The sequence below is a fragment of the Streptomyces sp. NPDC048751 genome (genome assembly GCF_043198595.1).
Lineage (GTDB): Bacteria > Actinomycetota > Actinomycetes > Streptomycetales > Streptomycetaceae > Streptomyces.
In genome coordinates this window covers 711,358-732,033 of record NZ_JBICUX010000001.1, presented here as the reverse complement: position 1 = coordinate 732,033, position 20,676 = coordinate 711,358, and the positions used below count along the sequence as shown (strand labels likewise).

Genomic DNA, 20,676 nt, shown 5'->3' with positions numbered 1-20,676 from the left:
TCTCCTTGGTGAGAGGTGAGCGCCCGCCTCACTGAGCCTCAGTCGCGCAGCGCCTCGATCACGCTGGTGAGGTGGGCACGGACGGCCGTCTCGGCCGCCTGCGGGTCCCTGGCCCGGATCGCCTCGATCATGGCCAGGTGCTCGTTCAGGGACTGCTGCGGACGCCCCGGGCGCAGCGCCAGCTGGAAGCGGTGGCGGACCAGTTGGGCGTTGAGCCGTTCCAGCAGTTCCAGGGCCGTCTGCTGGCCCGAGACCTCCCGGATCCGGGTGTGCAGGGCGTGGTTCAGGTCGGAGTAGGTCACCGGCTCGCCGTCGGCCACGGCCTTGGTCATGGCCGTGCCCAGTTCCGTCAGTTCGGCCAGTTGCTCGTCACTGGCCGCGACAGCCGCCTTCGCCGCACACAGTCCTTCCAGGACCATGCGGCACTCGGTGATGGCGACCGCCTCCTCGACGGTCACCACCCGCACCCGCGAGCCGCGGTTGCGGATCCGCTCGACCAGGCCCTGGGACTCCAGGTCGATGAGTGCCGCTCGGATGCTGGCCCGTGTCACACCGAACTGCTCGGCGAGCTCGTTCTCCACCAGCCGCTGCGCCGGTGCCATCTCGCCGTGCAGGATCGCCTGCCGCAGCTGCGCGAGCGCATGCTGCCTGGCCTGCTCCCCGGTGCTCGGACGGGCTTCGTTCGGCATCGCTGCCCTCCCTGAGTGAGTGCCTCACGAACCTAAATCCAGCCAAACGAAATTGTCAACAATTTTGTTGGCCAGCGCTCGGTGCGCACCCGGCCCCAGCTCGGGCCGCCCTAGTGGATGATCGCGTTCGCCACCACCACGACCACCCCGAGCAGCGCGTCCGCCATCCCGACGAGAACGGCCCTGAACCAGGACCGTCGCGACCACCGCGCCGTCACCACGCCCAGCGTGAACAGCATCGCGATGTTGATCAGGAACGCCGGACCCTCCACCCCGCCCGCCGGCCACCACCCCCATGCGGCGCCCGCCAGTACCAAGGCCGTCGGCATCATGGCCGCGACCAGCGGCCACTCGTGGACGAGGGTGCGCAGGGCCTCCCAGCGGCGGTGCGGTCCGCGCTCGGCGATGACATGGGCGTAGCCGTGCGCGAGGGCGGAGGCGAACGCGGTCACCAGCACCCACAGCGCGTCCTCGCCGCGGTCGGCGCGGGAGGTGTGGCCGTACTCGCCGAGCGCGGCGACCAGGGAACTGGCCAGGACGGCGCCGTAGACCCCGCCGAACAGCAGGTCCTCGCGGGTGTCGCGGCGACGCGGCTCGGCAACGGCCGCCGTGGTGTCGGACATGAGCGGCTCTCCTCGCGGGCACCCGGGACGGTCCCTCAACGATCACCCGGGCCCGGCGGCGCCGCCAGTTCACGCCGGTGGCGCGGTGGTCCCCCGGATCTCCAGCGTGGGCGTGGTCAGGTGGACGCGGCCCTCGCCGCCGGGTGCCCGCAGGCGGTCGAGGAGACAGCGGGCGGCACGGCGGCCGACCTCGTGGCCGGCGTTGTCGACGGTGGTCAGCCACAGGTGGCGCAGCCGCGAGACGCTCGTGTTGTCGTAGCCGACCACGGACAGGTCGCGCGGGACGCGCAGGCCGAGTTCCTCGGCCGCGGACAGGGCGCCCACGCAGGCGATGTCGTTGACGGCGAACACGGCGGTGGGTCGGTCGGGGCGGCCGAGCAGCCGTACGGTGCTGCGGTAGCCGCCCTCCTCGGTCATGTCGCCGGACTCGACCGACGCCAGGTCCGCCAGGCCGTGCGCCCGCATCGTCGCCTCGAAGCTGCGCCGGCGCAGTTCCCCGACGGCTCCGTAGCCGGCGAGGTACGCGATGCGGCGGTGACCGAGCCCGATGAGGTGCTCGGTGACCAGGCGCGCGCCCCGCTCGTCGTCGCCCGCGACGACGTCCACACCGGGCGGCACCGGCTCGCGGGCCCCCGCGACGACCACCGGGATGCGGGCGGCCACGGCGCCGAGCGCGGCCGGGTCGGGCAGGGTGCCGACCACGACCAGGCCGTCGGCCTGGAGGTCGAGGAACGGGCCGGTGAGGTCGTGGCCGGTACGGCGGTTGAGGCGGGCGTCGGCGAGCAGCATGTGCAGTCCTGCCGCGTGCAGCAGCGAGTTCAGGCCGTCGAGCAGATCGACGAACCAGGGGTTGCGCAGGTCGTGCAGGAGCACACCGACGGTCCGGGTGCGCTGCTCGCTGAGACTGCGGGCGGCCGCGTTGGGCCGGTAACCCAGCTCACGCGCGGCCCGCAGGACGGCCTCGCGCTTCTCGGCGCGCACCTGGTCGGAGCCGCGCAGCACCAGGGAGACCAGTGACTTGGACACTCCGGCCCGTTCTGCCACGTCACGGATCGTCGGCGGTCTCATGCCTTGGACCGTTCCATGAGCCTGGGCGCGTTGTCAAAGGGTTGACACCTCGTGGAACACGCCTTCAGGGTGGCCTGGACAGAAGATGGACCGGTCCAAAGAGGGGCTGTCATGGTGGATGTGCTGGGTGTCGCCGTCGTCGGGTTCGGCTGGATGGGCCGGGTGCACACCCAGGCGTACGCGCGCGTGCCGCACCATTTCCCGCAGCTGACCCTGCGGCCGGAGCTGGTGGCGGTCGCCGAGGAGGTGCCCGGCCGGGCGGAGGAGGCCGCCGGGCACTACGGGTTCGCCTCGGCGACCCGCGACTGGCGCGAGGTCGCCGCCGACCCGCGCGTGCGGGCCGTCAGCATCACCGCCCCGAACTTCCTGCACCGGGAGATCGGCGTCGCGATGGCAGAGGCGGGCAAGCACATCTGGATCGAGAAGCCGGTCGGTCTCGGCGTCGGCGACGCCTGCGCGGTGGCCGACGCCGTCGCCGCGGCGGGCGTGCAGGGGGCGGTCGGCTTCAACTACCGCAACGCCCCGGCCGTCGAGGTGGCCCGCGAGCTGATCGCCTCCGGTGAGATCGGCACGGTCACGCACGCGCGCGTGCGCCTCTTCAGTGACTACGCGGCCCACCCCGACGGCGCCCTGACCTGGCGGTACGAGCGGGAGCGCGGCGGCAGCGGGGTCCTTGGCGACCTGGCCTCGCACGGCGCCGACCTGGCCCGCTTCCTGCTCGGCGACATCACCTCCCTCATCGCCGACACCGCGATCTTCGTACCCGAGCGGGCCCGTCCCACCGGCGCCACCGCCGGGCACACTCTCGCCACCGGCGGCGACCTCGGGCCCGTGGAGAACGAGGACTACGTCAACTGTCTGCTGCGGTTCGCCTCCGGCGCCCGGGGTGTCCTGGAGGCCTGCCGGGTCTCCGTCGGCGAGCAGAACAACTACGGCTTCGAGGTCCACGGCACCAGGGGCGCCGTCTTCTGGGACTTCCGCCGCATGAACGAGCTGGGTGTCAGCCGCGGCACGACCTACCAGGACCAGCCCGTCAGCACGGTGTACGTCGGCCCGGGCGCGGGCGAGTACGGCGCCTTCCAGCCGGGCGCGGCCAACAGCATGGGCTATGACGACCTGAAGGTGGTCGAGGCCTACCGCTTCCTGCGCTCGATCGCCGAGGACACCCCGCACGGGGCGACGCTCGCGGACGCGGTGCACAGCGCGACCGTGCTGGAGGCGATGTCGCGCTCCGCGGAGGACGGATCCTGGGTGGAGGTGCACCCGTAGGGGTGGTGGCAGGACCACCCCCGATCCGGCTCCCAGGCCCCGCGACGGGGCGCGCCGGGGACGGCAGGCTTCAAGGGCCGGCGAAAGCGAGCCAAGCCGCCGGCGCCCCATCCGCCTCGTCGAGAACTCGGGGGAACACCCATGTCCGAAGCCGCCGCCCGGCGCCTGACCGGCCTCGCCGCCGTCGTCGCCGCCGTCGCCCTCGTCGTCCAGGTACCGCTGTACTTCATCTATTCGGGCCCGCCGCCGGACGGCAACGTCCTGTCCCGGCTGCTGATCGGGATCGTGGCGCTGGCGTCCCTCGTCGTGTTCGTGACGGCGTTCCGGGAACTGGTCAGGCGCGTGGCCCCCGCCCACGAATGGATCGGCTCGATCGCCTTCGCCACGGGGCTCGTCTACGCCACGGTCACGCTGGTCTCGATGGGGCTGGAGGCGGGTGCGGTGATCGCCGTCGACCACCCGATCGACCCGACGATCGACGTCAGCGGCACCTACATCCTCTACGGGTCGATCTCGCGCCTCATGCTGGCGCTCTTCCTGACCGCGCTCGGCCAGGCCGTCGCCCGGACCGGGCTGCTGCCGCGCTGGACCGGCCGCTCGGCCCACGTCCTGGCGGTCGTCAACCTCGCGTTCGTGCCGTCCCTGTTCTTCGGCAACGACCCCGCGTTCTTCTACGCGGCGAACGGCTGGGGCACGACCGCGCTGATGGGCGCCGTCCTCAGCTACTGGCTGCTGGCCCTGGGCGTCTCGGCGTACCGCAGCGCGACCCGTGTCGCCCCGGCGGTCGCCGCCCCGGCACCGCGGCGCTGAGCGACCGAAGAGCGCCCGGGAGCACCCGTGCCCTGGGCGGCGGCCCGCGTCAGCCGGCCGCCGCCCGGGGCGGCATGTTGTACGGCGTCACCACCTGGATCGCCGACGGCAGGGTCGGCCCGGCGGGCGGCAGGGCGCCGTGTTCCCGCATCAGGAGGTGGCAGGCCTCGCGCAGGTCGTGCCGGAGGTCGTGGTGGAGCACGGCGGACAGCCGGTGCTCGCGCAGCAGGCTCGTGTTGTCCTGGTCGAGGTCGTGCGCGACGAACACGTCGCACGCGCGGCCGAGGTCGGCGAAGGCGCGCAGGGTGGCGATGTTGCCGCCGCCGATCGAGTACACGGCGCGGATGTCCGGGTCGCGTTCGAGGGCGGCGCGGACGAGGTCGTACTGGGTGGCGTCCAGGCCCTGCCCCTCGGCGATCTCGACCAGCGAGCGCTCCGGGTGACGAGCGCGCATGACGCTGCGGAAGCCCATCTCCCGCTCCTCCTCGTTGCGGAAGAAACCGCTGCTGAGGCTGGTGAGCACATGGCCGGGCCGGTCCCCCAGCCACTGGCCCATGAGGTACGCGGCAGTCGCGCCCGCCGCCCGGTCGTCGATGCCCACGTAGGCGAGCCGCGCGCTCGCGGGCAGGTCCGTCACCAGGGTGACGACGGGGATGCCGGCGGCGACCAGCCGGCCGACGGCGGCGGTGACCTCGGGGACGTCCGGTGCCTTGAGGATCACGCCCTGGGAGCCGCGCCGCGCCACCCGGTCCAGGGTGGCGATCAGCTCCCGCACCGGCCCGGTCTCACGGAAGTGGAAGCGGGAGCGCAGCACGGCCGGGTGCAGGGCGGGCAGTTCGGCCTCCAGGGCGGCGCGCACGGCCGAGGTGAACCGCTGCGGGGCGTGCATCACGATGTCGACCATGAAGGTGCGGCCGACGAGCCGGACCTGGGTGCGCTGCCGGTCCAGGTCGGCGATGGCCCGGTGCACCTCCTGCGCGGTGCTGTCGCGCACCCCGCCCCGCCCGTTGAGGACCCGGTCGACGGTCGCCTCGCTGAGCCCCGCCTGACGTGCGATCTCGCGGATCGGGAAGGGGTGACCCACGGCAGGCTCCTTGAGGGGTTTTTGACGGCTCACTGCTGGTTGTTCGAGGGGTTTGTACTGACAAGAATGGCAGAGCGACGTCGCTCCGCGGACTGGCCTGCGCCTGATCTGTGCCTGATCCGCGACTGACCTGCGACTGAAAGGACCACACGCACGATGGGACTTCTCGACGACAAGGTCGTCCTCGTCAACGGCGGCAGTCAGGGTGTCGGCGCGGCCGTCGCGCGGGCCGCGGTCCGTGAGGGGGCACTGGTGGCCGTCACCGGGCGCCGCCCCGAGCCCGGGGAGGCCCTCGTGGCCGAGCTCGCCGGGCTGGCTGAGATGTCAGGGGCCGGCGGCAAGGCGCTCTTCGTACGGGCCGACCTCGCGGACGCCGAGCAGGCGAAGTCCTCCGTGGCCCGGGTGGTGGAGACCTTCGGCCGGATCGACTGCCTGGTGAACTCCGCGGGGCTCACCTCCCGGGGCACCCTGCTGGACACCACGCCCGAGCTGTTCGACGCGCATGTGGCGATCAACCTCAAGGGCCCGTTCTTCGCCATGCAGGCGGCGGTCGCGGACATGGTGGCGCGGGGCGCGCCCGGCACGATCGTCAACATCATCACGTCCTCGGCGCACGGTGGGCAGCCGTTCCTCGCGCCGTACGTCGCCGCGAAGGCCGGACTGATCGGCCTGACCCGCAACGCCGCGCACGCCCACCGCTGGGACCGCGTCCGCATCAACGGCCTGAACATCGGCTGGACGGCGACCGAGGGTGAGGACGCGACGCAGAAGACCTTCCACGCGGCCGACGACGACTGGCGCGAGCAGGCGGCGGCCCAGCTGCCGATGGGCAAGCTCGGCCAGCCGGACGAGATCGCCGACTTCGTGGTCTTCCTGCTGTCCGACCGGTCCGGAGTGGTCACCGGCTCGGTGATCGACTGGGACCAGAACGTCCTCGGCGGCCTCGACTAGTCCCCTCCGCACCTGCACGACAAGCACGACCCGCACGACCCGCACCCAAGGAGCGACAGCCCCCATGCGTATCGGAATCCTCGGCCTCGGCCGCATCGGCGCCTTCCACGCCGAGACCCTCTCCGGACTCGACGCCGTCGAGTCGCTCGTCGTCGCCGACCCCTTCGCGCAGGCCGCCAAGGCCGCCGCCGAGCGGTTCGGCGCCGAGGTCGCCGACTCCCCCGAGGCGGTCCTGGCCGCCGGGGTGGACGGCGTGGTGATCGCCGCCGCGACCGACGCCCACCCGGGGCTGATCCTCGCCGCCGTCGAGGCCGGCGTCCCCGTCTTCTGCGAGAAGCCCGTCGCCAAGGCCATGAGCGAGGGCGTCGAGGTGCTGAAGGCCGTCGAGGGCAAGGACGTGCCGATCCAGATCGGCTACAACCGCCGCTTCGACACCGGCTTCGTCGCCGCCCGCGCGGCCGTGCGGAACGGCGAGCTGGGTACGCTGCACACCGTACGGTCGACCACGCTGGACCCGGCGCCGCCGCCCGCCGCCTACGTCGCCGCCTCCGGGGGCATCTTCCGGGACTGTTCGGTGCACGACTTCGACATCATCCGCTGGGTGACGGGCCGCGAGGTGACCGAGGTGTACGCCGTCGGCGGCAACCGGGGCGCCGACTACATCAAGGAGGCGGGTGACGCCGACACCACCGGCGCGATCCTCACCCTCGACGACGGCACGATCGCGGTAGTCTCCAACTCCCGGCACAACGCCCGGGGTTACGACGTCCGCATGGAGATCCACGGCTTCCAGGACTCGATCGCGGTCGGGCTGGAGGACAAGCTGCCGCTCCGGTCGGTGGAGCCCGGTGTGACCTTCCCGGCCGGCACCCCGCACGACTTCTTCATGGACCGCTTCACCGCCGCCTACCGCGCCGAACTCGCCGCGTTCACCGAGGTCGTGGCCGGCACCCGGCCCTCGCCCTGCACGATCGCGGACGCCCTGGAGGCGGGCTGGATCGCGGAGGCGTGCACCCTGTCGCTGCACGAGCACCGCCCGGTGACGATCGCCGAGGTGCGCGCCGCCTGACCAGGAACGCCTGAGGGCGGGCCCCGTCGGGGCCCGCCCTCAGGCGTTGAACGGCTGCGAGGAGCCCGTACCGTCAGGCCCCGCAGGACCGCAGGAACTTGCGGGTGCGCACCGCGATGGGCAGCGGCCTGTCCGGCTCGCACGGGTACATGTCCTGCTCGACGATCGCGAACAGCTCCACACCGAGCTTCTGCGCCGCGACCAGAACCGGCTCCAACTCCGGTACACCGGACGGGGGTTCGCACATCACCCCGCGCTGGACCGCCGGCCCGAACGGCACCCCGTCCGCCACCACGTCGGCGAGGATCTCCGGGTCGACCTGCTTGAGGTGGAGGTAACCGATGCGTTCGCCGTACGTCTCGATCAGCTTGACGCTGTCGCCGCCGCAGTAGGCGTAGTGGCCGGTGTCGAGGCAGAGGTTGACCAGTTCGGAGTCGGTCGAGTCGAGGAACCGTTCGACGTGGTCCTCGGTGTCGAGGTGCGTGTCGGCGTGCGGGTGGACGACGATGTCCAGGCCGTACGCCTCCTTCACCTCGTGCCCGAGCCGCTCCATGCCCTTGGTGAGATGCGTCCACTGCTCGAGCGTCAGCTCCGCGGGCTCGAGGATCTCGGCGGTCTTGTCGTCGCGCCAGAAGGACGGGATGACCACCAGGTGCTGCGCGCCCATCGCCTGCGTGAGCGCGGCGACCTGGCCGACGTGCTCCCAGGTGGCGTCCCAGACCGACGGGCCGCGGTGCAGGCCGGTGAAGACCGTGCCCGCCGAGACCTTCAGGTTCCGCTTGTTCACCTCGTCGGTGAGGCGGGCCGGGTCGGTCGGGAGGTAGCCGTAGGGGCCCAGCTCGATCCAGGAGTAGCCCGCTTCGGCGACCTCGTCCAGGAAGCGTTCCCAGGGCACCTGCCGGGGGTCGTCGGGGAACCAGACGCCCCAGGAGTCGGGGGCGGAGCCGACCCGGATCCGGTCGAGGGGGTTCACCATGTCGACGTTCGCCATGTCAGGGCGCCCCTTCCCCGCTCTTCGTCACGGGTGCGGTGAGGTCCTGCTCCTCGGGGAGCTCCTCGACGTCGACTCCGCGGACCTGGCTCAGCTCGTGTTTGAGTGCGGCGAGTTCGGTGCCCCCGGCCATGTGGTTGGTGAGTTCTTCGAGGCTGACCTGGTCGCGGGAGGCGGAGAGTTCCATGGTGCCCAGGCGCAGCACGCTGAAGTGGTCGCCGACCATGTAGGCGTGGTGGGGGTTGTGGGTGATGAAGATGACGCCGAGGCCGCGTTCGCGGGCGGCGGCGATGTACTTCAGCACCACGCCGGACTGCTTGACGCCGAGAGCGGCGGTGGGCTCGTCCAGGATGAGGACGCGGGCGCCGAAGTAGACGGCGCGGGCGATGGCGACGCACTGGCGCTGGCCGCCGGAGAGGGTGCCGATGGGCTGTTCGAGGTCGTCGAGGACGATGCCCATCTCGCGCAGTTCGTGGTCGGCCGTCTTCTTCATCTTCTCGATGTCCAGGCGGCGTACGGGCCAGGGGCCCTTGGTCATCTCCGAGCCGAGGAAGAAGTTGCGCCACACCGGCATCAGGGGGACGGTCGCCAGGTCCTGGTAGACGGTGGCGATGCCCTTGTCGAGGGCTTCGCGCGGGGTGGAGAAGCGTACGGGTTCGCCGTCGACGAGGAACTCGCCCTCGGTGTGCTGGTGCAGCCCCGAGATGATCTTGATGAGGGTGGACTTGCCGGCGCCGTTGTCACCCAGCACACAGGTGACCCGGTTGGGGTGGACCCTCAGGTCCACGCCGTGCAGGGCACGGATGTTGCCGTAGGACTTGCCGGCGTTGCGCAGTTCGACGATCGCCCCGTCCGCCCTGCCGGGGACGGCGTCCGCGATGATGGCCCCGTGCGTGCCGGTTCCGTTGGTGGATGTCATGGGGTCACCTCCGGGTCGCCGTACGGCTGACCCACAGATTGATCAGGACGGCGCCGAGCAGCATCACGCCGAGGAAGGCCTTGAACCAGTCCGGGTTCCAGCCGGCGTAGACGATGCCCTGCTGCACCATGCCGAACATGAAGGCACCGAAGACCGGGCCGATCGCGCTGCCGGCGCCGCCGGTCAGCAGACAGCCGCCGATGACGGCCGCGGAGATGTAGATGAGCTCCTGGCCGACACCCTCGCCGGACTGCACCGTGTTGAAGGTGAAGAGCTGGTGCATGCCGACGAACCAGGCGCCGAAGCCGACCAGCATGAACAGCGAGATCTTGGTGAAGGTCACCGGGACACCGACGGCCCGCGCGCTCTCCTTGTTGCCGCCGACGGCGAAGATCCAGTTGCCGTACTTGGTGCGCAGCAGGACCCAGGTGGCGATCGCGGCGAAGACCAGCCAGTACACGATGGTGATCTTGACGTTGACGCCGCCGATGTGGAAGGACGAGGCGAAGATCTTCTTGGCCTGGCCGAAGCCGTCCATGTCGCTGATGTCGTCGGTGGCCACGTTCTCGGTGACCAGCTTGGTCACGGCGAGGTTCACGCCCTGGAGGATCAGGAAGGTGCCCAGGGTGATCAGGAAGCTGGGCAGGCCGGTCTTGACCACCATCCAGCCGTTGAAGAAGCCGATCGCCAGCGACACGAGGAGTGCGACGATCACGCCCACCCAGACGTTCAGGGTCAGCTGGTAGCTCAGCATGCTCGCGGTGAGCGCCGAGCTGATGACCGCGACGCCGGCCGAGAGGTCGAACTCGCCGCCGATCATCAGCAGCGCGACCGGCAGGGCCATGATCCCGATGGTCGACGACTGGTAGAGGATGTTCGCCATCGAGTCGCCGTCGCGCACCGGCGGTGCCGCGACGAGGAAGAACACGTACACCGCGACGGCACCGAGGAAGACGCCCACCTCGGGCCGGGCGAGCACCCGCAGCGCCAGGGGCCGCCGCGTGGTCCGTCCGTCCGACTCCTTGGGGCCGGAGGCCGGCGGTGGGGTCACCGCCGGCGCAGCCTGCTGGGTCATACCGATCACCGAGTGCCCTTCGCGGCGAACGAGGCGACGGCGTCGACGTTGGACTTGTCGACGAAGGCCGGACCGGTCAGCACCGGAGCCTCACCGCCGCCCATGTAGTTGCCGTTGTTCTTGTACAGCCAGAGGGAGTCGATCGCCAGGTAGCCCTGGAGGTAGGGCTGCTGGTCGACGGCGAACTGGATGGAGCCCTTGTCGATGGCGCTCGTCAGTTCCTTGTTCAGGTCGAAGGTCGCGACCTTGGCCTTGCTGCCCGACTCGTCGACCGACTGCGTGGCGGTCAGCGCGAACGGGGCACCGAGGGTCACGACGTAGTCGATGGCGGAGTCCTGCTTGAGCTTGGCGGTGATCGTCGACTTCACCGACGGCATGTCGGTGCCGTTGACGTAGAGGGTCTCCGTGGTGCCGGAGAAGGTCTTCTTCACACCGTCGCAGCGCTGGGTGAGGCCGATGTTGCCCTGCTCCTGGATGACACAGACGGCCTTCTTGGCGCCGGCCTCGTTGAGCCGCTTGCCGAGCGCCTCGCCCGCGACGGTCTCGTCCTGGCCGAAGAACTCCATCAGACCGAGCTTCTTCCAGTCGCTCACACCGGAGTTGAGACCGACGACGGGTATGTTCGCCGACTTCGCCTTGCTCACGACGTCCTTGAGGGCGTCGGGCTTGGCGAGGGTGACGGCTATGCCGTCGACCTTCTGGTCGATCGCGTTCTGGACCAGGTTGGCCTGGTTGCCGGCGTTCGGGTCGGCGGAGTAGATCAGCTTGACGTTGTCCTTGGCCGCGGCGGCCTCGGCGCCCTTGCGGACGATGTCCCAGAACGTGTCTCCGGGCGACTGGTGGGTGACCAGGGCGACCGTCATCCGGGGCGTGGTGGCCTTGCCCGCGGAAGCGTTGCCGCCTCCCTCCTCGGACTTCTTGCCGCCAGAGCTGCTGGAGCAGCCTGCGAGGGTCAGTGCTGCCACAGCGGCCACGGCCACCACGGGGGCCAGTCTGCGGGATCGGGAGTGCGAAGAGCGGTCCATCTTTCCTGCACCTCACTGTGCGACGGGGGAAAGGGAAGGGAGGGTGATGATCACTGGGATCGATGCGGTGTCCGGATGTCCCGAACAAGGCAGTTGCGCTGGGACGGGATCCAACTCCCCCGGCGTGCCAGTGTCAATACTTTGTTAAGACATCCTTGCACATTCAGGTCCGAATGTAAGTACAAAGTATTGACAGTGACACCCTTCGCGACCTACACCTGGGAGACCCAAAAGCCCCGGACCCAGCTCGACGAGGAGCGTCGCCCATGGCCGAGTCAGCCCGTTCCCTCGATCTGATCACGATGGGGCGCACCGGAGTCGATCTCTGCCCCCACCAGTCTGTCCTACCACCGACCCGGGTGGCGAGCCCCGAGAAGATCTTCGACGGTTCCGCCACAAACGTGGCGGCCGCCGCCGCTCGCCTGGGCCGCAGCACCGCCGTGCTCACCTGCGCCGGCGACACCGGCGAGCTGGACTACTTCGCGATCCGCGCGGCCCGCGTCCTGTGGATCACCGGCACCGCGCTGAGCGAGGAGCCGGGCCGCTCCGCCACCCTCGCCGCCCTCAAGGCACGCGACCGGGCGGGCACCACCGTGTTCGACCTGGACTGGCGGCCCGAACTCTGGCCGGACCCCGAGGAGGCCCGCCCCTACTACGCGGAGGCACTGCGGCACGCCACCGTCGCGGTCGGCACCCTCGACGAGTGCGAGGTCGCCACCGGTCTGCGCGAACCACGCGCCTGCGCCGAGCAGTTGCTGGCCACGGGCGCCGAGCTGGCCGTCGTCAAGCGGGGAGCCGAGGGCGTGCTCGCGGTCCACCGCGACGGCACGTTCGTCGAAGCCCCGGCGGTGGGCGTCGAGGCGGTCGACGGCCGTGGCGCGGGCGAGGCGTTCGGCGGCTTTCTCGTGCACGGGCTGCTGTCCGGCTGGGAGCTGAAGAAGACGCTGCGGCACGCGGGCGCGGCCGCCGCCCTCGTCGCCTCCCGGCCCGCCGCCTCCCGCGCGATGCCCACCGAGTCCGAGGTCGAGGCCCTCCTCGCCCGCGGCTGACCGGCCCCCGCCCCCCGCACCCACACTCCGAGAGGCATCCCATGAGCCGGCCGACCATCCGCCTGACCGTCGCCCAGGCGCTGGTGCGCTTCCTGTCCGTCCAGTACACCGAGCGGGACGGCGAGCGGCACCGGCTGATCGCCGGGACCTGGGGCATCTTCGGCCACGGCAACGTCGCCGGGATCGGCCAGGCACTCGTCGAGTACGCGGACGTCATGCCGTACCACCAGGGCCGCAACGAGCAGGCGATGGTGCACGCGGCCGTCGGCCACGCCCGGCACCTGGACCGCCTGTCCGCGCAGGCGGTCACCACGTCCATCGGGCCCGGCGCCACCAACCTCGTCACCGGCGCCGCCCTCGCGACGGTCAACCGCCTCCCGGTGCTGCTCCTGCCCGGCGACTACTTCGCCACGCGCCCCGCCGACCCGCTGCTCCAGCAGCTGGAGCACCCGACGGAGGCCGACGTGTCGGTCAACGACACCCTGCGCCCGGTGTCGAGGTACTTCGACCGGATCAACCGCCCCGAGGCGCTGATCCCGGCCGCCCTCCAGGCCATGCGGGTCCTCGCCGACCCCGCCGAGACCGGCGCCGTCACCCTCGCGCTGCCGCAGGACGTGCAGGCCGAGGCGTACGACTGGCCGGAGGAGTTCTTCGCCGAGCGCGTGTGGCGCGTACGGCGGCCCGTCCCGGACCCGGTCGAGCTCGCCGAGGCCGTCCGGGCGATCCGCGCCGCCCGGCGCCCGTTGCTCGTCGCGGGCGGCGGGGTCCACCACAGCCGCGCCGAGGAGGCGCTGCGGGCGTTCGTCGACGCCACCGGCGTCCCCGTGGCCGTCACCCAGGCCGGCAAGGGCGCCCTGCGCCACGACCACCCGGCCGACCTGGGCGGCATCGGCCACACCGGCACGGCCGTCGCCGACGACCTCGCCCGCACCGCCGACCTGGTCGTCGGCGTCGGCACCCGCTACTCGGACTTCACCACCGCCTCCGGCACGCTCTTCCAGCATCCGGACGTGCGCTTCCTCAACCTGAACATCACCGGGTTCGACGCGCACAAGCTGGCCGCGCGCACGCTGGTCTGCGACGCGAGGGCAGGGCTCGAAAAGCTGCTGGAAGCGCTGGACGGCCACCGTGTCGACCCCGCCTACGAGGCCGAGTACCGGGCCGGCAAGGAGCGCTGGGAGCAGATCGTGGGGGCCGCGTACCGCGCCGACGACGAGCACGCCGTGCCCACCCAGACCCAGCTGCTCGGCGCCCTCGACGCCGTCGTGGGCGAGGACGACGTGATCATCAACGCGGCCGGCTCGCTCCCCGGCGACCTGCACAAACTGTGGCGGGCCCGCTCGCCGCGCCAGTACCACCTGGAGTACGGCTACTCCTGCATGGGCTACGAGATCCCCGCCGCGATCGGCGTCCAGCAGGCCGCGCCCGGCACGCCGGTGTGGGCGCTGGTCGGTGACGGCACGTACCTGATGATGCCGACCGAGATCGTCACCGCCGTCCAGGAGGGCCTGCCGATCAACCTGGTCCTGGTCCAGAACCACGGCTACGCGTCCATCGGCGGTCTGTCGGAGTCGGTGGGCGGCGAGCGTTTCGGCACCGCCTACCGCCACCGCGCCGCTGACGGCACCTTCACCGGCGCCCCGCTCCCCGTCGACCTCGCCGCCAACGCGGCCAGCCTCGGCATGGAGGTGCTGCGCGCCAAGACCGTGGGCGAGCTGCGCGCGGCACTGACGGCGGCCCGCGCCTCCGACCGGCCGACCTGCGTGTACGTCGAGACGGATGTCGATGGCCCCACGCCCACCGCTCCTCCCGCCGAGGCCTGGTGGGACGTACCGGTCGCGGAGACCGCCTCCCGCGCGGCCGCCGTCGAGGCCCGCGAGAGATACGACCACGAGGTCGCCGGCCGCCGCAGGCACCTGTGACCGCAGTGCCCCGACGACCCCGAGGAGGTGTCCCCGTGGCGGCAGGCGACCGTTCCCGTGCCGTGACAGGTTCCGCGCTGGACTCCGTGCCCTTCGCCCTGGACCGGGGCAGTCCGGTGCCGCTGTACTACCAGCTCGCCCAGCAGCTGGAGTCGGCGATCGAACACGGCGCCCTCGCCCCGGGCAACCTCCTGGGCAACGAGATCGACCTCTCGGTACGGCTCGGCCTGTCCAGGCCCACGGTCCGCCAGGCGATCCAGAACCTGGTCGACAAGGGCCTGCTGGTCCGCCGCCGCGGGGTGGGCACGCAGGTGGTGCACAGCCAGGTCAAACGCCCCCTGGAGCTCAGCAGCCTCTTCGACGACCTGGCGGCGGCCGGGCAAGGGCCCACCACGCACGTGCTGCGCAACGAGACCGGGTCGGCCACCGCCGAGGTGGCCGCCGCCCTCGGTATCGCGGAGGGCGCCGAGGTCGTCGTCCTGGAGCGGTTGCGGCGCACGCACGGCCAGCCGGTGGCGTTCCTGAGCAACCACCTGCCGGCCGCCCTCCTCGACCTGCCAACCGACCGGCTGGAGTCGACCGGGCTCTACGCGATGCTGCGTTCCGCCGGCATCAGCCTGCACAGCGCCCGCCAGACCATCGGAGCCCGCAGCGCGAACGCCGAGGAGGCGGCCCTCCTCGACGAGACGGAGGGCTCGGCACTGCTCACCATGCAGCGCACGGCGTACGACGACACCGGGCGGGCGGTGGAGTACGGGCAGCACGTCTACCGGGCCTCGCGGTACGCGTTCGACTTCCAGCTGCTGGTGCGGACCTGATGTCGGCCGGCCACCCTCAGGACGCCGGGCGCACCCTGAGCATCGCGCTGAACGGAGTGTCCGGGCGTTCCTGGCGTTCGCCGTCCACGACGATGTCGACGACCTCGTTGTAGAAGGCGAGCCGCCCCTGGATGGCGGTGGTCGCGGGCAGCGGGTCCGGGTAGCTCCACACGACGTTGGGCGGGACGTCCACCCCGCCGCGCCAGGACCAGTACTGGGCGGTGCCCTTGTACGGGCAGCCGGTGCTGTGGTCGGTGGGTTCGAACAGGTCGAGGCGGACGTCCTCGCGGGGAATGTAGTAGCGGGTGGGCAGGGACGTCTCGAACAGCAGCACGGGGCGGTGCGTGTCGGCGACGACCGTGCCGTCTATCTCCACCCGCACGTGCCGGGTGCTCGGCAGCGCGTCGACCCGCTTGTACGGGTCCCGGGGGTGGATGAAGATCTCCTCCTCTTCCTCGTACCAGTGGTCGAGGGACCTGCGCCGGAACCACTCGAAGGCGATGTGACCGGCCAGGTCGTCGGCGGGGAACGTCCAGGCCGCGTTCCGCACGGTCTCGCCGTCGGCCTCGAGGTCGTAGAAGACGGTGGAGCCGGTGTGGGTGCCGGGCCTGGGCTGCCTCGCCGGGCGCAGCAGGTCCGTGCGGACGTCCTCGCGGGGGAAGGCGTACTGCGGTACGGGCAGGGCCGGCTCCCACACGAGGAGCGGGTGCCTGCTGTCGACGACGGTGACGTCGCCCTTGCGTCCTCGCACCCAGCGGTCGCTGGGTTCCCACAGGAGGCCCTCCGGGGTGGTGCGCAGGGATCGGGCGGCGGGGTGTGCGGTCATGGCCGGTGCTCCTTCCGGGGCGACGGGAGAACCGTGCGGACACGCCCCAGGGCACGGGCGCTCCTCGTTACTCCTCCACCCTGCCACTCCCCCGCCTCCCGTGCCCCGGCACCGGCCTCGTCAGGCCCGTCGGCTCAGTGCGCCGCGTCCAGCCGGGTGCGCTGATCCTCCGTCAGTTCCACATCGACGGCGGCCAGGTTCTCCTCCAGCTGCGCCACCGACGACGCCCCGACCAGCGGGACGAGGGGCAGGTCGCCGCCCAGCTGCCAGGCGAGGACCACCTGATTGACCGTCGCGCCGGTCTCGCGGGCCACCTGACGCAGCGCGGCGAGCCGGACCGGGGTGCCAGGGTGGTCGTAGTCGGACGGCAGCGGCTTGCCGGCGTACGCGCCCTTGAGCAGCGGCGAGTAGGCGACCAGGGTCAGCCCCGGTTCGGCGCGCAGATAGCTCAGCAGTTCCGCGCCCGCCTCGCCGAGGCTGCCGTCCGGGAAGAGATCGCTGGGCACGTCGGTACGGGGGCGCAGGTGGCTGTGCTGGTACTGGAGCACCTCGTAGCCGGGCAGGCCGGCCGCCGCCGCGAGGGCGCGGGCCCGCTCCACGCGCCAGACGGCGTGGTTGCTGACGCCGAGCAGACCGACCGTGCCCTCCTCCACCAGGGCGGCGAAGCCCTCGACGGTCTCCTGGAGGGAGACGGTGCGGTCCTCGATGTGCGCGTACAGCACGTCCAGCTTCTCCACGCCGAGGCGCTCGCGACTGCGCTCGGCCGCCTCGCGGATCACCTTCGCCGACAGTCCCTCGGGGTTGTCGGCGAAGCTGGTGCCGGGGGCCAGGGGCCGGGCGCCGAGCTTGGTGGCGATGACGATCTCGTCGCCGATCCCGCGGCTGCGCCGCCACCGGCCGAGCAGTTCCTCGCTCTGCCCGCCCTGCCCGCCGTCCACCCAGAACGCGTAGTTGTCGGACGTGTCGATGAAGGTGCCGCCCGCCTCCACGTAGCGGTCGAGGACGGCGAACGAGGTCTTCTCGTCGGTCTGCGAGCCGAACAGCATCGCGCCGAGCGCGAGCACGCTCACCTCGCGGCGGGTCGCCGGATCGGTGCCGATGGTGCGGTACTTCATGGTGGGTCCTCCCCTTCGGGCCGGTCTTCCCGGCTCGATGGGGAGTCTTCAGCTTGAAGTGCGCACGAAGTCAAGAACCCACGCGGGCACGGTCGCCGCGCGGCGGGCCGACACGGGGCCCGCCTTCAGAACCGCCGCCCGTACAGCACCGGCCGTCCCGTGCAGGCGTCGAGGAGGACACGGTCGCCGAGCGGCCGCTTCAGTGTCACCGTCACCTCCTCGCCGATCGCCTCAGCGGTGCAGAGGCCGTCATCGGTGCCGACGATCGAGGCGGACAGCACCACACTGCCGGCCGTCTCCAGCAGGTGCACGGCGGGGCCGTCGTCGCAGGCCCCGTGCTCGGCCATGACCGTGACCGACCGGCCGCCCTTCCCGGCCACCCGGACCAGCCCGTGCAGCGGCCACAGTTCGAGGTCGTGGGTCTCCGCGACCGGCCGGATCGGCGACCGGGGCGCCTTCGACGGGCTCAGGGCGACCCGCTTGAGCGGGGTGTCGTAGCCCTCCAGGGTGAACAGCCACGCCGGGACGGTGGCCGGGCCCCGGTTGGTCGCCACGGTCGTCTCGCCGAGTTTCGCGCCGGTCACGGTGAGGTGCGGCCCGTCGTTGCGGCCGCGGGCCACGCTCTCGTACGCCTTCCGCGCCCCCATCAGCGGCAGCGTCAGCGACCCTCCTGTCTCCCACCGCACCTGCCCGTTCTTGCGCGGGGTGGCGGGCAGGGAGCCGCGCAGGACGAAGTTCTGTGTCGCGTACGCCGTCTTGTCGGCCTTGCTGCGGAAGGCGTTCTCGGGCAGTTGGACCGCGTCCCCCATCGGGAAGTAGCCCTTGCGCCACGCCTCGGCGGCCTCGGAGCCGTCCCAGGCGTCGGCGACCTGGCGGGCGCGTGCCGCCGCTTTCGGGTCCTGCTCGACGGCCCGATCCCGGGCGTTGTGGCCGTCGGCGGTCTTCTTCTCACTGCCGCAACCGGTGCCCGCGGCGAACAGGGCGACGGCGACGATCAACTGGACGGTGCGGGCGAGGTACGTGCGCATGGGTCCCCCAGGGACGGGCGTGACACGGGCTCGGTGCCGTGCCGCTCCTGTGACGCACGAACCCCGCCCGGCGTTCGAACGAACACGGCGTCCGCCGCGTCGTAGGTCAGCACGCCCGTGACCACGACGAGAGGGAGGCAGCAGCCGATGATGGGGAACAAGTGCGCGACCGGGCGCCGACGAGCGGTGCGGATGGTGCTCGCCGGGGCCGTCGTGGCGTCCGCCGCCGCCTGCGCCGTCCTGGACGGCGGTGGTGAGAGCGCGGGGTCCTGCGCCTATCGCATGATCTACGAGGGCCGCACCTACGGCGACGTGGCCAACGTCGACTACGAGATCGGGGAGAAGCTCGGCACCGTCACGTCGCCGCCCTGCGACGACACCCCGAACGACGACGACGGCGCCTCCGTCCAGTCCTCGACCGCCTACGCCGTGCGGGGCCTCGACCCGTCCGTCGCCATAGCCGTGGGGAACACACCCGACGACACGCTCTTCCTCGTCGCCGACTCCGGCCGGACGCTGCCTCCCGAGGTCCGGGAACTGATCGACGGCTCCTGACATTCGGAAAGGCCGACGAGGCATGATCTCGTCACGCACGCCCACGCGAGAGAAAGGCACACCATGCCCGAGCCGCAGCCCTCCCGGCCGCTCGTCCACCGGGAGACCCGGGACACCGTGGCGGTGCTCCGCCTGGACGACCCCGACCGCCGCAACGTGCTGTCGCCGCGCATGGTGCGGGACCTGGTCGACGCCGTCGAGGCGTGCGAGCGGGACGACACGGTGAGCGCGATCGTGCTCACGGGCGCGGGCCCGGCCTTCTGCGCGGGCGCGGAGCTGGACAACCTGCTGGCCGCCGCGGAGGGCGAGGAACACCGGCTGCGGGAGGTGTACGCCGGTTTCCTGGCGGTCGCCTCGTGCCGGCTGCCGACGATCGCCGCGGTCAACGGCCCGGCGGTCGGGGCCGGTTTCAATCTCGCGCTCGCCTGCGACATCCGGCTCGCCGCCGAAGAGGCCCTGTTCGACTGCCGGTTCGCCCGGCTCGGGCTGCACCCGGGCGGCGGCCACACCTGGATGCTCACCCGCGCGGTGGGCCACCAGCGGGCCACCGCCATGCTGCTGCTCTCCCAGCCCGTCAGGGGACCGGAGGCCGCCGACACCGGGCTGGCCCTGCGCTGTGTGCCCGGCACCGACCTGGTCGAGGAGGCGGTCGCCCTCGCCGCACGAGCCGCCAGCACCGACCCGGCCCTGCTGCGCACGATCAAGCAGACCCTGCTGGAGAGCGGCGCCGAACCCGACGTCACCCGGGTGATCGACACGGAGTTCGAACGCCAGGTGCGCTCGCTGCACCAGCCGGCGTTCAGGGAGGCGATCGAAAGGGCCCGCGGCCGACGCTGACGCCGTACGTCTCTACTCCGGCGGCGTCGGCGTGTCGTGCGTGCGGTACATCGCCTGGACGTCCAGCTCCAGTTGCACCGTCGGGCCGACCACCGCGATGCCGCGCGCCAGCATCGTGCGCCAGTTGAGGGTGTAGTCCTCGCGGTGCAGCTCCGCCTTGGCCAGGGCCGCACAGCGCAGCTCCTCGCCGTAACCGCCGTTGACCGTGCCCAGGTACGTCGTGTCCAGCGACACCGACCGGCTCACCCCGTGCATGGTCAGACTGCCCAGCAGCGTCCACTTGCTGCCGCCCCGGTAGGCGAACCGGTTGCCAACGAAGTCGATATACGGGAAGCGGTCGACGTCGAGGAAGTCGGCGGAACGCAGGTGTGTGTCCCGGGTGTTGTTGCCCGTGTTGATGCTCGACGCGTCGATGCGCACGTGGACGCGGGACTGGGACATGTCCTGGGCGACCTGGAGGCCGCCCTCGAAGCGTTCGAAGCGGCCGTGCACATGGGCCATGCCGACGTGCTTGGCGATGAAGCGGATGGCCGTGTGGGGCGGGTCGAAGAGCCAGGTGCCGGGGACCGGGAGTTCGAGCGCCCGGGCCGACTGGAGCCACACGCGTTCCTGGGCCGGCCCGGTGTCAGCGTGGACCTCCACGCTCTCGCGGTGCGGTTCGAGCCCCTCGGCCGCGATCAGCACGCTGTAGTTCCCCGGCGGCAGCACGGCCGTGAAGAAGCCGTACGGGTCCGTGGCGCCACGTGCCGCGACCTGGTGGCTGCGCAGCTCCGTCACCGTCACGTCGGCCCCGCCCATGGGCTGGTTCACGGGGTCCAGGACCTCGCGGACGATCACGCCCGCTCCGGCCGGGACCGGGAACGTGGGGCCCGCGGCGCCTCCGGTGGCACGCTGGAGTCGCCGCCGGAGCAGTCCGAGGGGCATGGGGTTCACCTTTCCTTGGTACTTCTGGT

General features: G+C 71.7%; 21 protein-coding genes. 9 read left to right on the top strand and 12 right to left on the bottom strand.

Features of this window, described 5'->3' with window-relative positions; genetic code table 11:
- Positions 1 to 38: 38 nt before the first annotated feature.
- The 3 genes from ACGFNV_RS03310 to ACGFNV_RS03300 all read right to left on the bottom strand — a co-directional run bounded on the left by ACGFNV_RS03310 (position 39) and on the right by ACGFNV_RS03300 (position 2,380).
- Entirely contained in the window at positions 39 to 689 is a 651-nt protein-coding gene (locus ACGFNV_RS03310) for a GntR family transcriptional regulator (RefSeq protein ID WP_393618963.1), read from the bottom strand.
- A gap of 110 nt (positions 690 to 799) precedes the next feature.
- Complete coding sequence (locus tag ACGFNV_RS03305) at positions 800 to 1,312, bottom strand: hypothetical protein (RefSeq protein WP_393618962.1); 513 nt, start codon at positions 1,310 to 1,312, stop codon at positions 800 to 802.
- Between the two features lie 69 nt (positions 1,313 to 1,381).
- Positions 1,382 to 2,380: a LacI family DNA-binding transcriptional regulator gene (locus ACGFNV_RS03300; RefSeq protein WP_393618961.1), complete on the bottom strand. Its 999-nt coding sequence runs from the start codon at positions 2,378 to 2,380 to the stop codon at positions 1,382 to 1,384.
- A gap of 111 nt (positions 2,381 to 2,491) precedes the next feature.
- On the opposite strand from ACGFNV_RS03300, the gene ACGFNV_RS03295 reads away from it, so the two are divergent.
- Both ACGFNV_RS03295 and ACGFNV_RS03290 read left to right on the top strand, forming a co-directional pair.
- Positions 2,492 to 3,649 carry a Gfo/Idh/MocA family protein gene (locus ACGFNV_RS03295; protein ID WP_393618960.1) on the top strand — a complete coding sequence of 386 codons (1,158 nt, stop codon included), beginning with the start codon at positions 2,492 to 2,494 and terminating at the stop codon, positions 3,647 to 3,649.
- Positions 3,650 to 3,790: 141 nt separating this feature from the next.
- Entirely contained in the window at positions 3,791 to 4,459 is a 669-nt protein-coding gene (locus ACGFNV_RS03290) for a hypothetical protein (RefSeq protein ID WP_393618959.1), read from the top strand.
- Between the two features lie 49 nt (positions 4,460 to 4,508).
- On the opposite strand, the gene ACGFNV_RS03285 is transcribed toward ACGFNV_RS03290, so the two are convergent.
- Positions 4,509 to 5,543, bottom strand: a complete 1,035-nt coding sequence (locus ACGFNV_RS03285; protein ID WP_393618958.1) for a LacI family DNA-binding transcriptional regulator — start codon at positions 5,541 to 5,543, stop codon at positions 4,509 to 4,511.
- 156 nt (positions 5,544 to 5,699) lie between these two features.
- Between ACGFNV_RS03285 and ACGFNV_RS03280 the strand changes: the two genes are divergently transcribed.
- Both ACGFNV_RS03280 and ACGFNV_RS03275 read left to right on the top strand, forming a co-directional pair.
- Positions 5,700 to 6,494, top strand: coding sequence for an SDR family oxidoreductase (locus ACGFNV_RS03280; RefSeq protein WP_393618956.1), 795 nt, complete (start codon positions 5,700 to 5,702; stop codon positions 6,492 to 6,494).
- Positions 6,495 to 6,558: 64 nt separating this feature from the next.
- Positions 6,559 to 7,563, top strand: coding sequence for a Gfo/Idh/MocA family oxidoreductase (locus ACGFNV_RS03275; RefSeq protein ID WP_393618955.1), 1,005 nt, complete (start codon positions 6,559 to 6,561; stop codon positions 7,561 to 7,563).
- A 73-nt stretch (positions 7,564 to 7,636) separates the two neighbouring features.
- On the opposite strand, the gene ACGFNV_RS03270 is transcribed toward ACGFNV_RS03275, so the two are convergent.
- From ACGFNV_RS03270 to ACGFNV_RS03255, 4 genes are read right to left on the bottom strand one after another with little or no spacing between them, the layout of a single operon-like run.
- A complete protein-coding gene (locus ACGFNV_RS03270) occupies positions 7,637 to 8,539 on the bottom strand; it encodes a sugar phosphate isomerase/epimerase family protein (protein ID WP_393619995.1) in 903 nt (300 codons plus the stop codon).
- A 16-nt stretch (positions 8,540 to 8,555) separates the two neighbouring features.
- The gene (locus tag ACGFNV_RS03265) at positions 8,556 to 9,473 is read right to left on the bottom strand and encodes an ATP-binding cassette domain-containing protein (protein ID WP_393618953.1); all 918 of its coding nucleotides are present in this window, start codon (positions 9,471 to 9,473) and stop codon (positions 8,556 to 8,558) included.
- Positions 9,474 to 9,477: 4 nt separating this feature from the next.
- Positions 9,478 to 10,554, bottom strand: coding sequence for an ABC transporter permease (locus ACGFNV_RS03260; RefSeq protein WP_393619993.1), 1,077 nt, complete (start codon positions 10,552 to 10,554; stop codon positions 9,478 to 9,480).
- Complete coding sequence (locus ACGFNV_RS03255) at positions 10,554 to 11,573, bottom strand: sugar ABC transporter substrate-binding protein (protein ID WP_393618952.1); 1,020 nt, start codon at positions 11,571 to 11,573, stop codon at positions 10,554 to 10,556. Before ACGFNV_RS03255 ends, ACGFNV_RS03260 begins: the two co-directional genes overlap by 1 nt.
- A gap of 266 nt (positions 11,574 to 11,839) precedes the next feature.
- Between ACGFNV_RS03255 and ACGFNV_RS03250 the strand changes: the two genes are divergently transcribed.
- From ACGFNV_RS03250 to ACGFNV_RS03240, 3 genes are read left to right on the top strand one after another with little or no spacing between them, the layout of a single operon-like run.
- A complete protein-coding gene (locus tag ACGFNV_RS03250; RefSeq protein ID WP_393618951.1) occupies positions 11,840 to 12,622 on the top strand; it encodes a PfkB family carbohydrate kinase in 783 nt (260 codons plus the stop codon).
- Between the two features lie 41 nt (positions 12,623 to 12,663).
- Positions 12,664 to 14,544, top strand: a complete 1,881-nt coding sequence (gene iolD, locus ACGFNV_RS03245; RefSeq protein ID WP_393618950.1) for a 3D-(3,5/4)-trihydroxycyclohexane-1,2-dione acylhydrolase (decyclizing) — start codon at positions 12,664 to 12,666, stop codon at positions 14,542 to 14,544.
- A gap of 35 nt (positions 14,545 to 14,579) precedes the next feature.
- The gene (locus ACGFNV_RS03240) at positions 14,580 to 15,362 is read left to right on the top strand and encodes a GntR family transcriptional regulator (protein ID WP_393618949.1); all 783 of its coding nucleotides are present in this window, start codon (positions 14,580 to 14,582) and stop codon (positions 15,360 to 15,362) included.
- A 16-nt stretch (positions 15,363 to 15,378) separates the two neighbouring features.
- On the opposite strand, the gene ACGFNV_RS03235 is transcribed toward ACGFNV_RS03240, so the two are convergent.
- The 3 genes from ACGFNV_RS03235 to ACGFNV_RS03225 all read right to left on the bottom strand — a co-directional run bounded on the left by ACGFNV_RS03235 (position 15,379) and on the right by ACGFNV_RS03225 (position 18,331).
- Positions 15,379 to 16,188: a DUF427 domain-containing protein gene (locus tag ACGFNV_RS03235; protein ID WP_393618947.1), complete on the bottom strand. Its 810-nt coding sequence runs from the start codon at positions 16,186 to 16,188 to the stop codon at positions 15,379 to 15,381.
- Between the two features lie 134 nt (positions 16,189 to 16,322).
- Positions 16,323 to 17,303, bottom strand: coding sequence for an aldo/keto reductase (locus ACGFNV_RS03230; protein ID WP_393618945.1), 981 nt, complete (start codon positions 17,301 to 17,303; stop codon positions 16,323 to 16,325).
- A 125-nt stretch (positions 17,304 to 17,428) separates the two neighbouring features.
- The gene (locus ACGFNV_RS03225; protein ID WP_393618944.1) at positions 17,429 to 18,331 is read right to left on the bottom strand and encodes a hypothetical protein; all 903 of its coding nucleotides are present in this window, start codon (positions 18,329 to 18,331) and stop codon (positions 17,429 to 17,431) included.
- Between the two features lie 147 nt (positions 18,332 to 18,478).
- Between ACGFNV_RS03225 and ACGFNV_RS03220 the strand changes: the two genes are divergently transcribed.
- Positions 18,479 to 18,886 carry a DUF6281 family protein gene (locus tag ACGFNV_RS03220; RefSeq protein ID WP_393618942.1) on the top strand — a complete coding sequence of 136 codons (408 nt, stop codon included), beginning with the start codon at positions 18,479 to 18,481 and terminating at the stop codon, positions 18,884 to 18,886.
- Between the two features lie 63 nt (positions 18,887 to 18,949).
- On the top strand, positions 18,950 to 19,723 hold the full coding sequence (locus tag ACGFNV_RS03215) for an enoyl-CoA hydratase (RefSeq protein ID WP_393618940.1): 774 nt from the start codon (positions 18,950 to 18,952) through the stop codon (positions 19,721 to 19,723).
- Positions 19,724 to 19,735: 12 nt separating this feature from the next.
- Here the strand turns inward: ACGFNV_RS03215 and ACGFNV_RS03210 are convergent, their stop codons facing one another.
- A complete protein-coding gene (locus ACGFNV_RS03210; RefSeq protein ID WP_393618939.1) occupies positions 19,736 to 20,647 on the bottom strand; it encodes a YceI family protein in 912 nt (303 codons plus the stop codon).
- Positions 20,648 to 20,676: the final 29 nt, after the last annotated feature.

Coding starts and splice junctions, on each gene's coding strand:
- ACGFNV_RS03310 (WP_393618963.1), bottom strand. CDS start 689: ATGCCGAACGAAGCCCGTCCGAGCACCGGGGAGCAGGCCAGGCAGCAT.
- ACGFNV_RS03305 (WP_393618962.1), bottom strand. CDS start 1,312: ATGTCCGACACCACGGCGGCCGTTGCCGAGCCGCGTCGCCGCGACACC.
- ACGFNV_RS03300 (WP_393618961.1), bottom strand. CDS start 2,380: ATGAGACCGCCGACGATCCGTGACGTGGCAGAACGGGCCGGAGTGTCC.
- ACGFNV_RS03295 (WP_393618960.1), top strand. CDS start 2,492: ATGGTGGATGTGCTGGGTGTCGCCGTCGTCGGGTTCGGCTGGATGGGC.
- ACGFNV_RS03290 (WP_393618959.1), top strand. CDS start 3,791: ATGTCCGAAGCCGCCGCCCGGCGCCTGACCGGCCTCGCCGCCGTCGTC.
- ACGFNV_RS03280 (WP_393618956.1), top strand. CDS start 5,700: ATGGGACTTCTCGACGACAAGGTCGTCCTCGTCAACGGCGGCAGTCAG.
- ACGFNV_RS03275 (WP_393618955.1), top strand. CDS start 6,559: ATGCGTATCGGAATCCTCGGCCTCGGCCGCATCGGCGCCTTCCACGCC.
- ACGFNV_RS03270 (WP_393619995.1), bottom strand. CDS start 8,539: ATGGTGAACCCCCTCGACCGGATCCGGGTCGGCTCCGCCCCCGACTCC.
- ACGFNV_RS03265 (WP_393618953.1), bottom strand. CDS start 9,473: ATGACATCCACCAACGGAACCGGCACGCACGGGGCCATCATCGCGGAC.
- ACGFNV_RS03255 (WP_393618952.1), bottom strand. CDS start 11,573: ATGGACCGCTCTTCGCACTCCCGATCCCGCAGACTGGCCCCCGTGGTG.
- ACGFNV_RS03250 (WP_393618951.1), top strand. CDS start 11,840: ATGGCCGAGTCAGCCCGTTCCCTCGATCTGATCACGATGGGGCGCACC.
- iolD (WP_393618950.1), top strand. CDS start 12,664: ATGAGCCGGCCGACCATCCGCCTGACCGTCGCCCAGGCGCTGGTGCGC.
- ACGFNV_RS03235 (WP_393618947.1), bottom strand. CDS start 16,188: ATGACCGCACACCCCGCCGCCCGATCCCTGCGCACCACCCCGGAGGGC.
- ACGFNV_RS03230 (WP_393618945.1), bottom strand. CDS start 17,303: ATGAAGTACCGCACCATCGGCACCGATCCGGCGACCCGCCGCGAGGTG.
- ACGFNV_RS03225 (WP_393618944.1), bottom strand. CDS start 18,331: ATGCGCACGTACCTCGCCCGCACCGTCCAGTTGATCGTCGCCGTCGCC.
- ACGFNV_RS03220 (WP_393618942.1), top strand. CDS start 18,479: ATGATGGGGAACAAGTGCGCGACCGGGCGCCGACGAGCGGTGCGGATG.
- ACGFNV_RS03215 (WP_393618940.1), top strand. CDS start 18,950: ATGCCCGAGCCGCAGCCCTCCCGGCCGCTCGTCCACCGGGAGACCCGG.
- ACGFNV_RS03210 (WP_393618939.1), bottom strand. CDS start 20,647: ATGCCCCTCGGACTGCTCCGGCGGCGACTCCAGCGTGCCACCGGAGGC.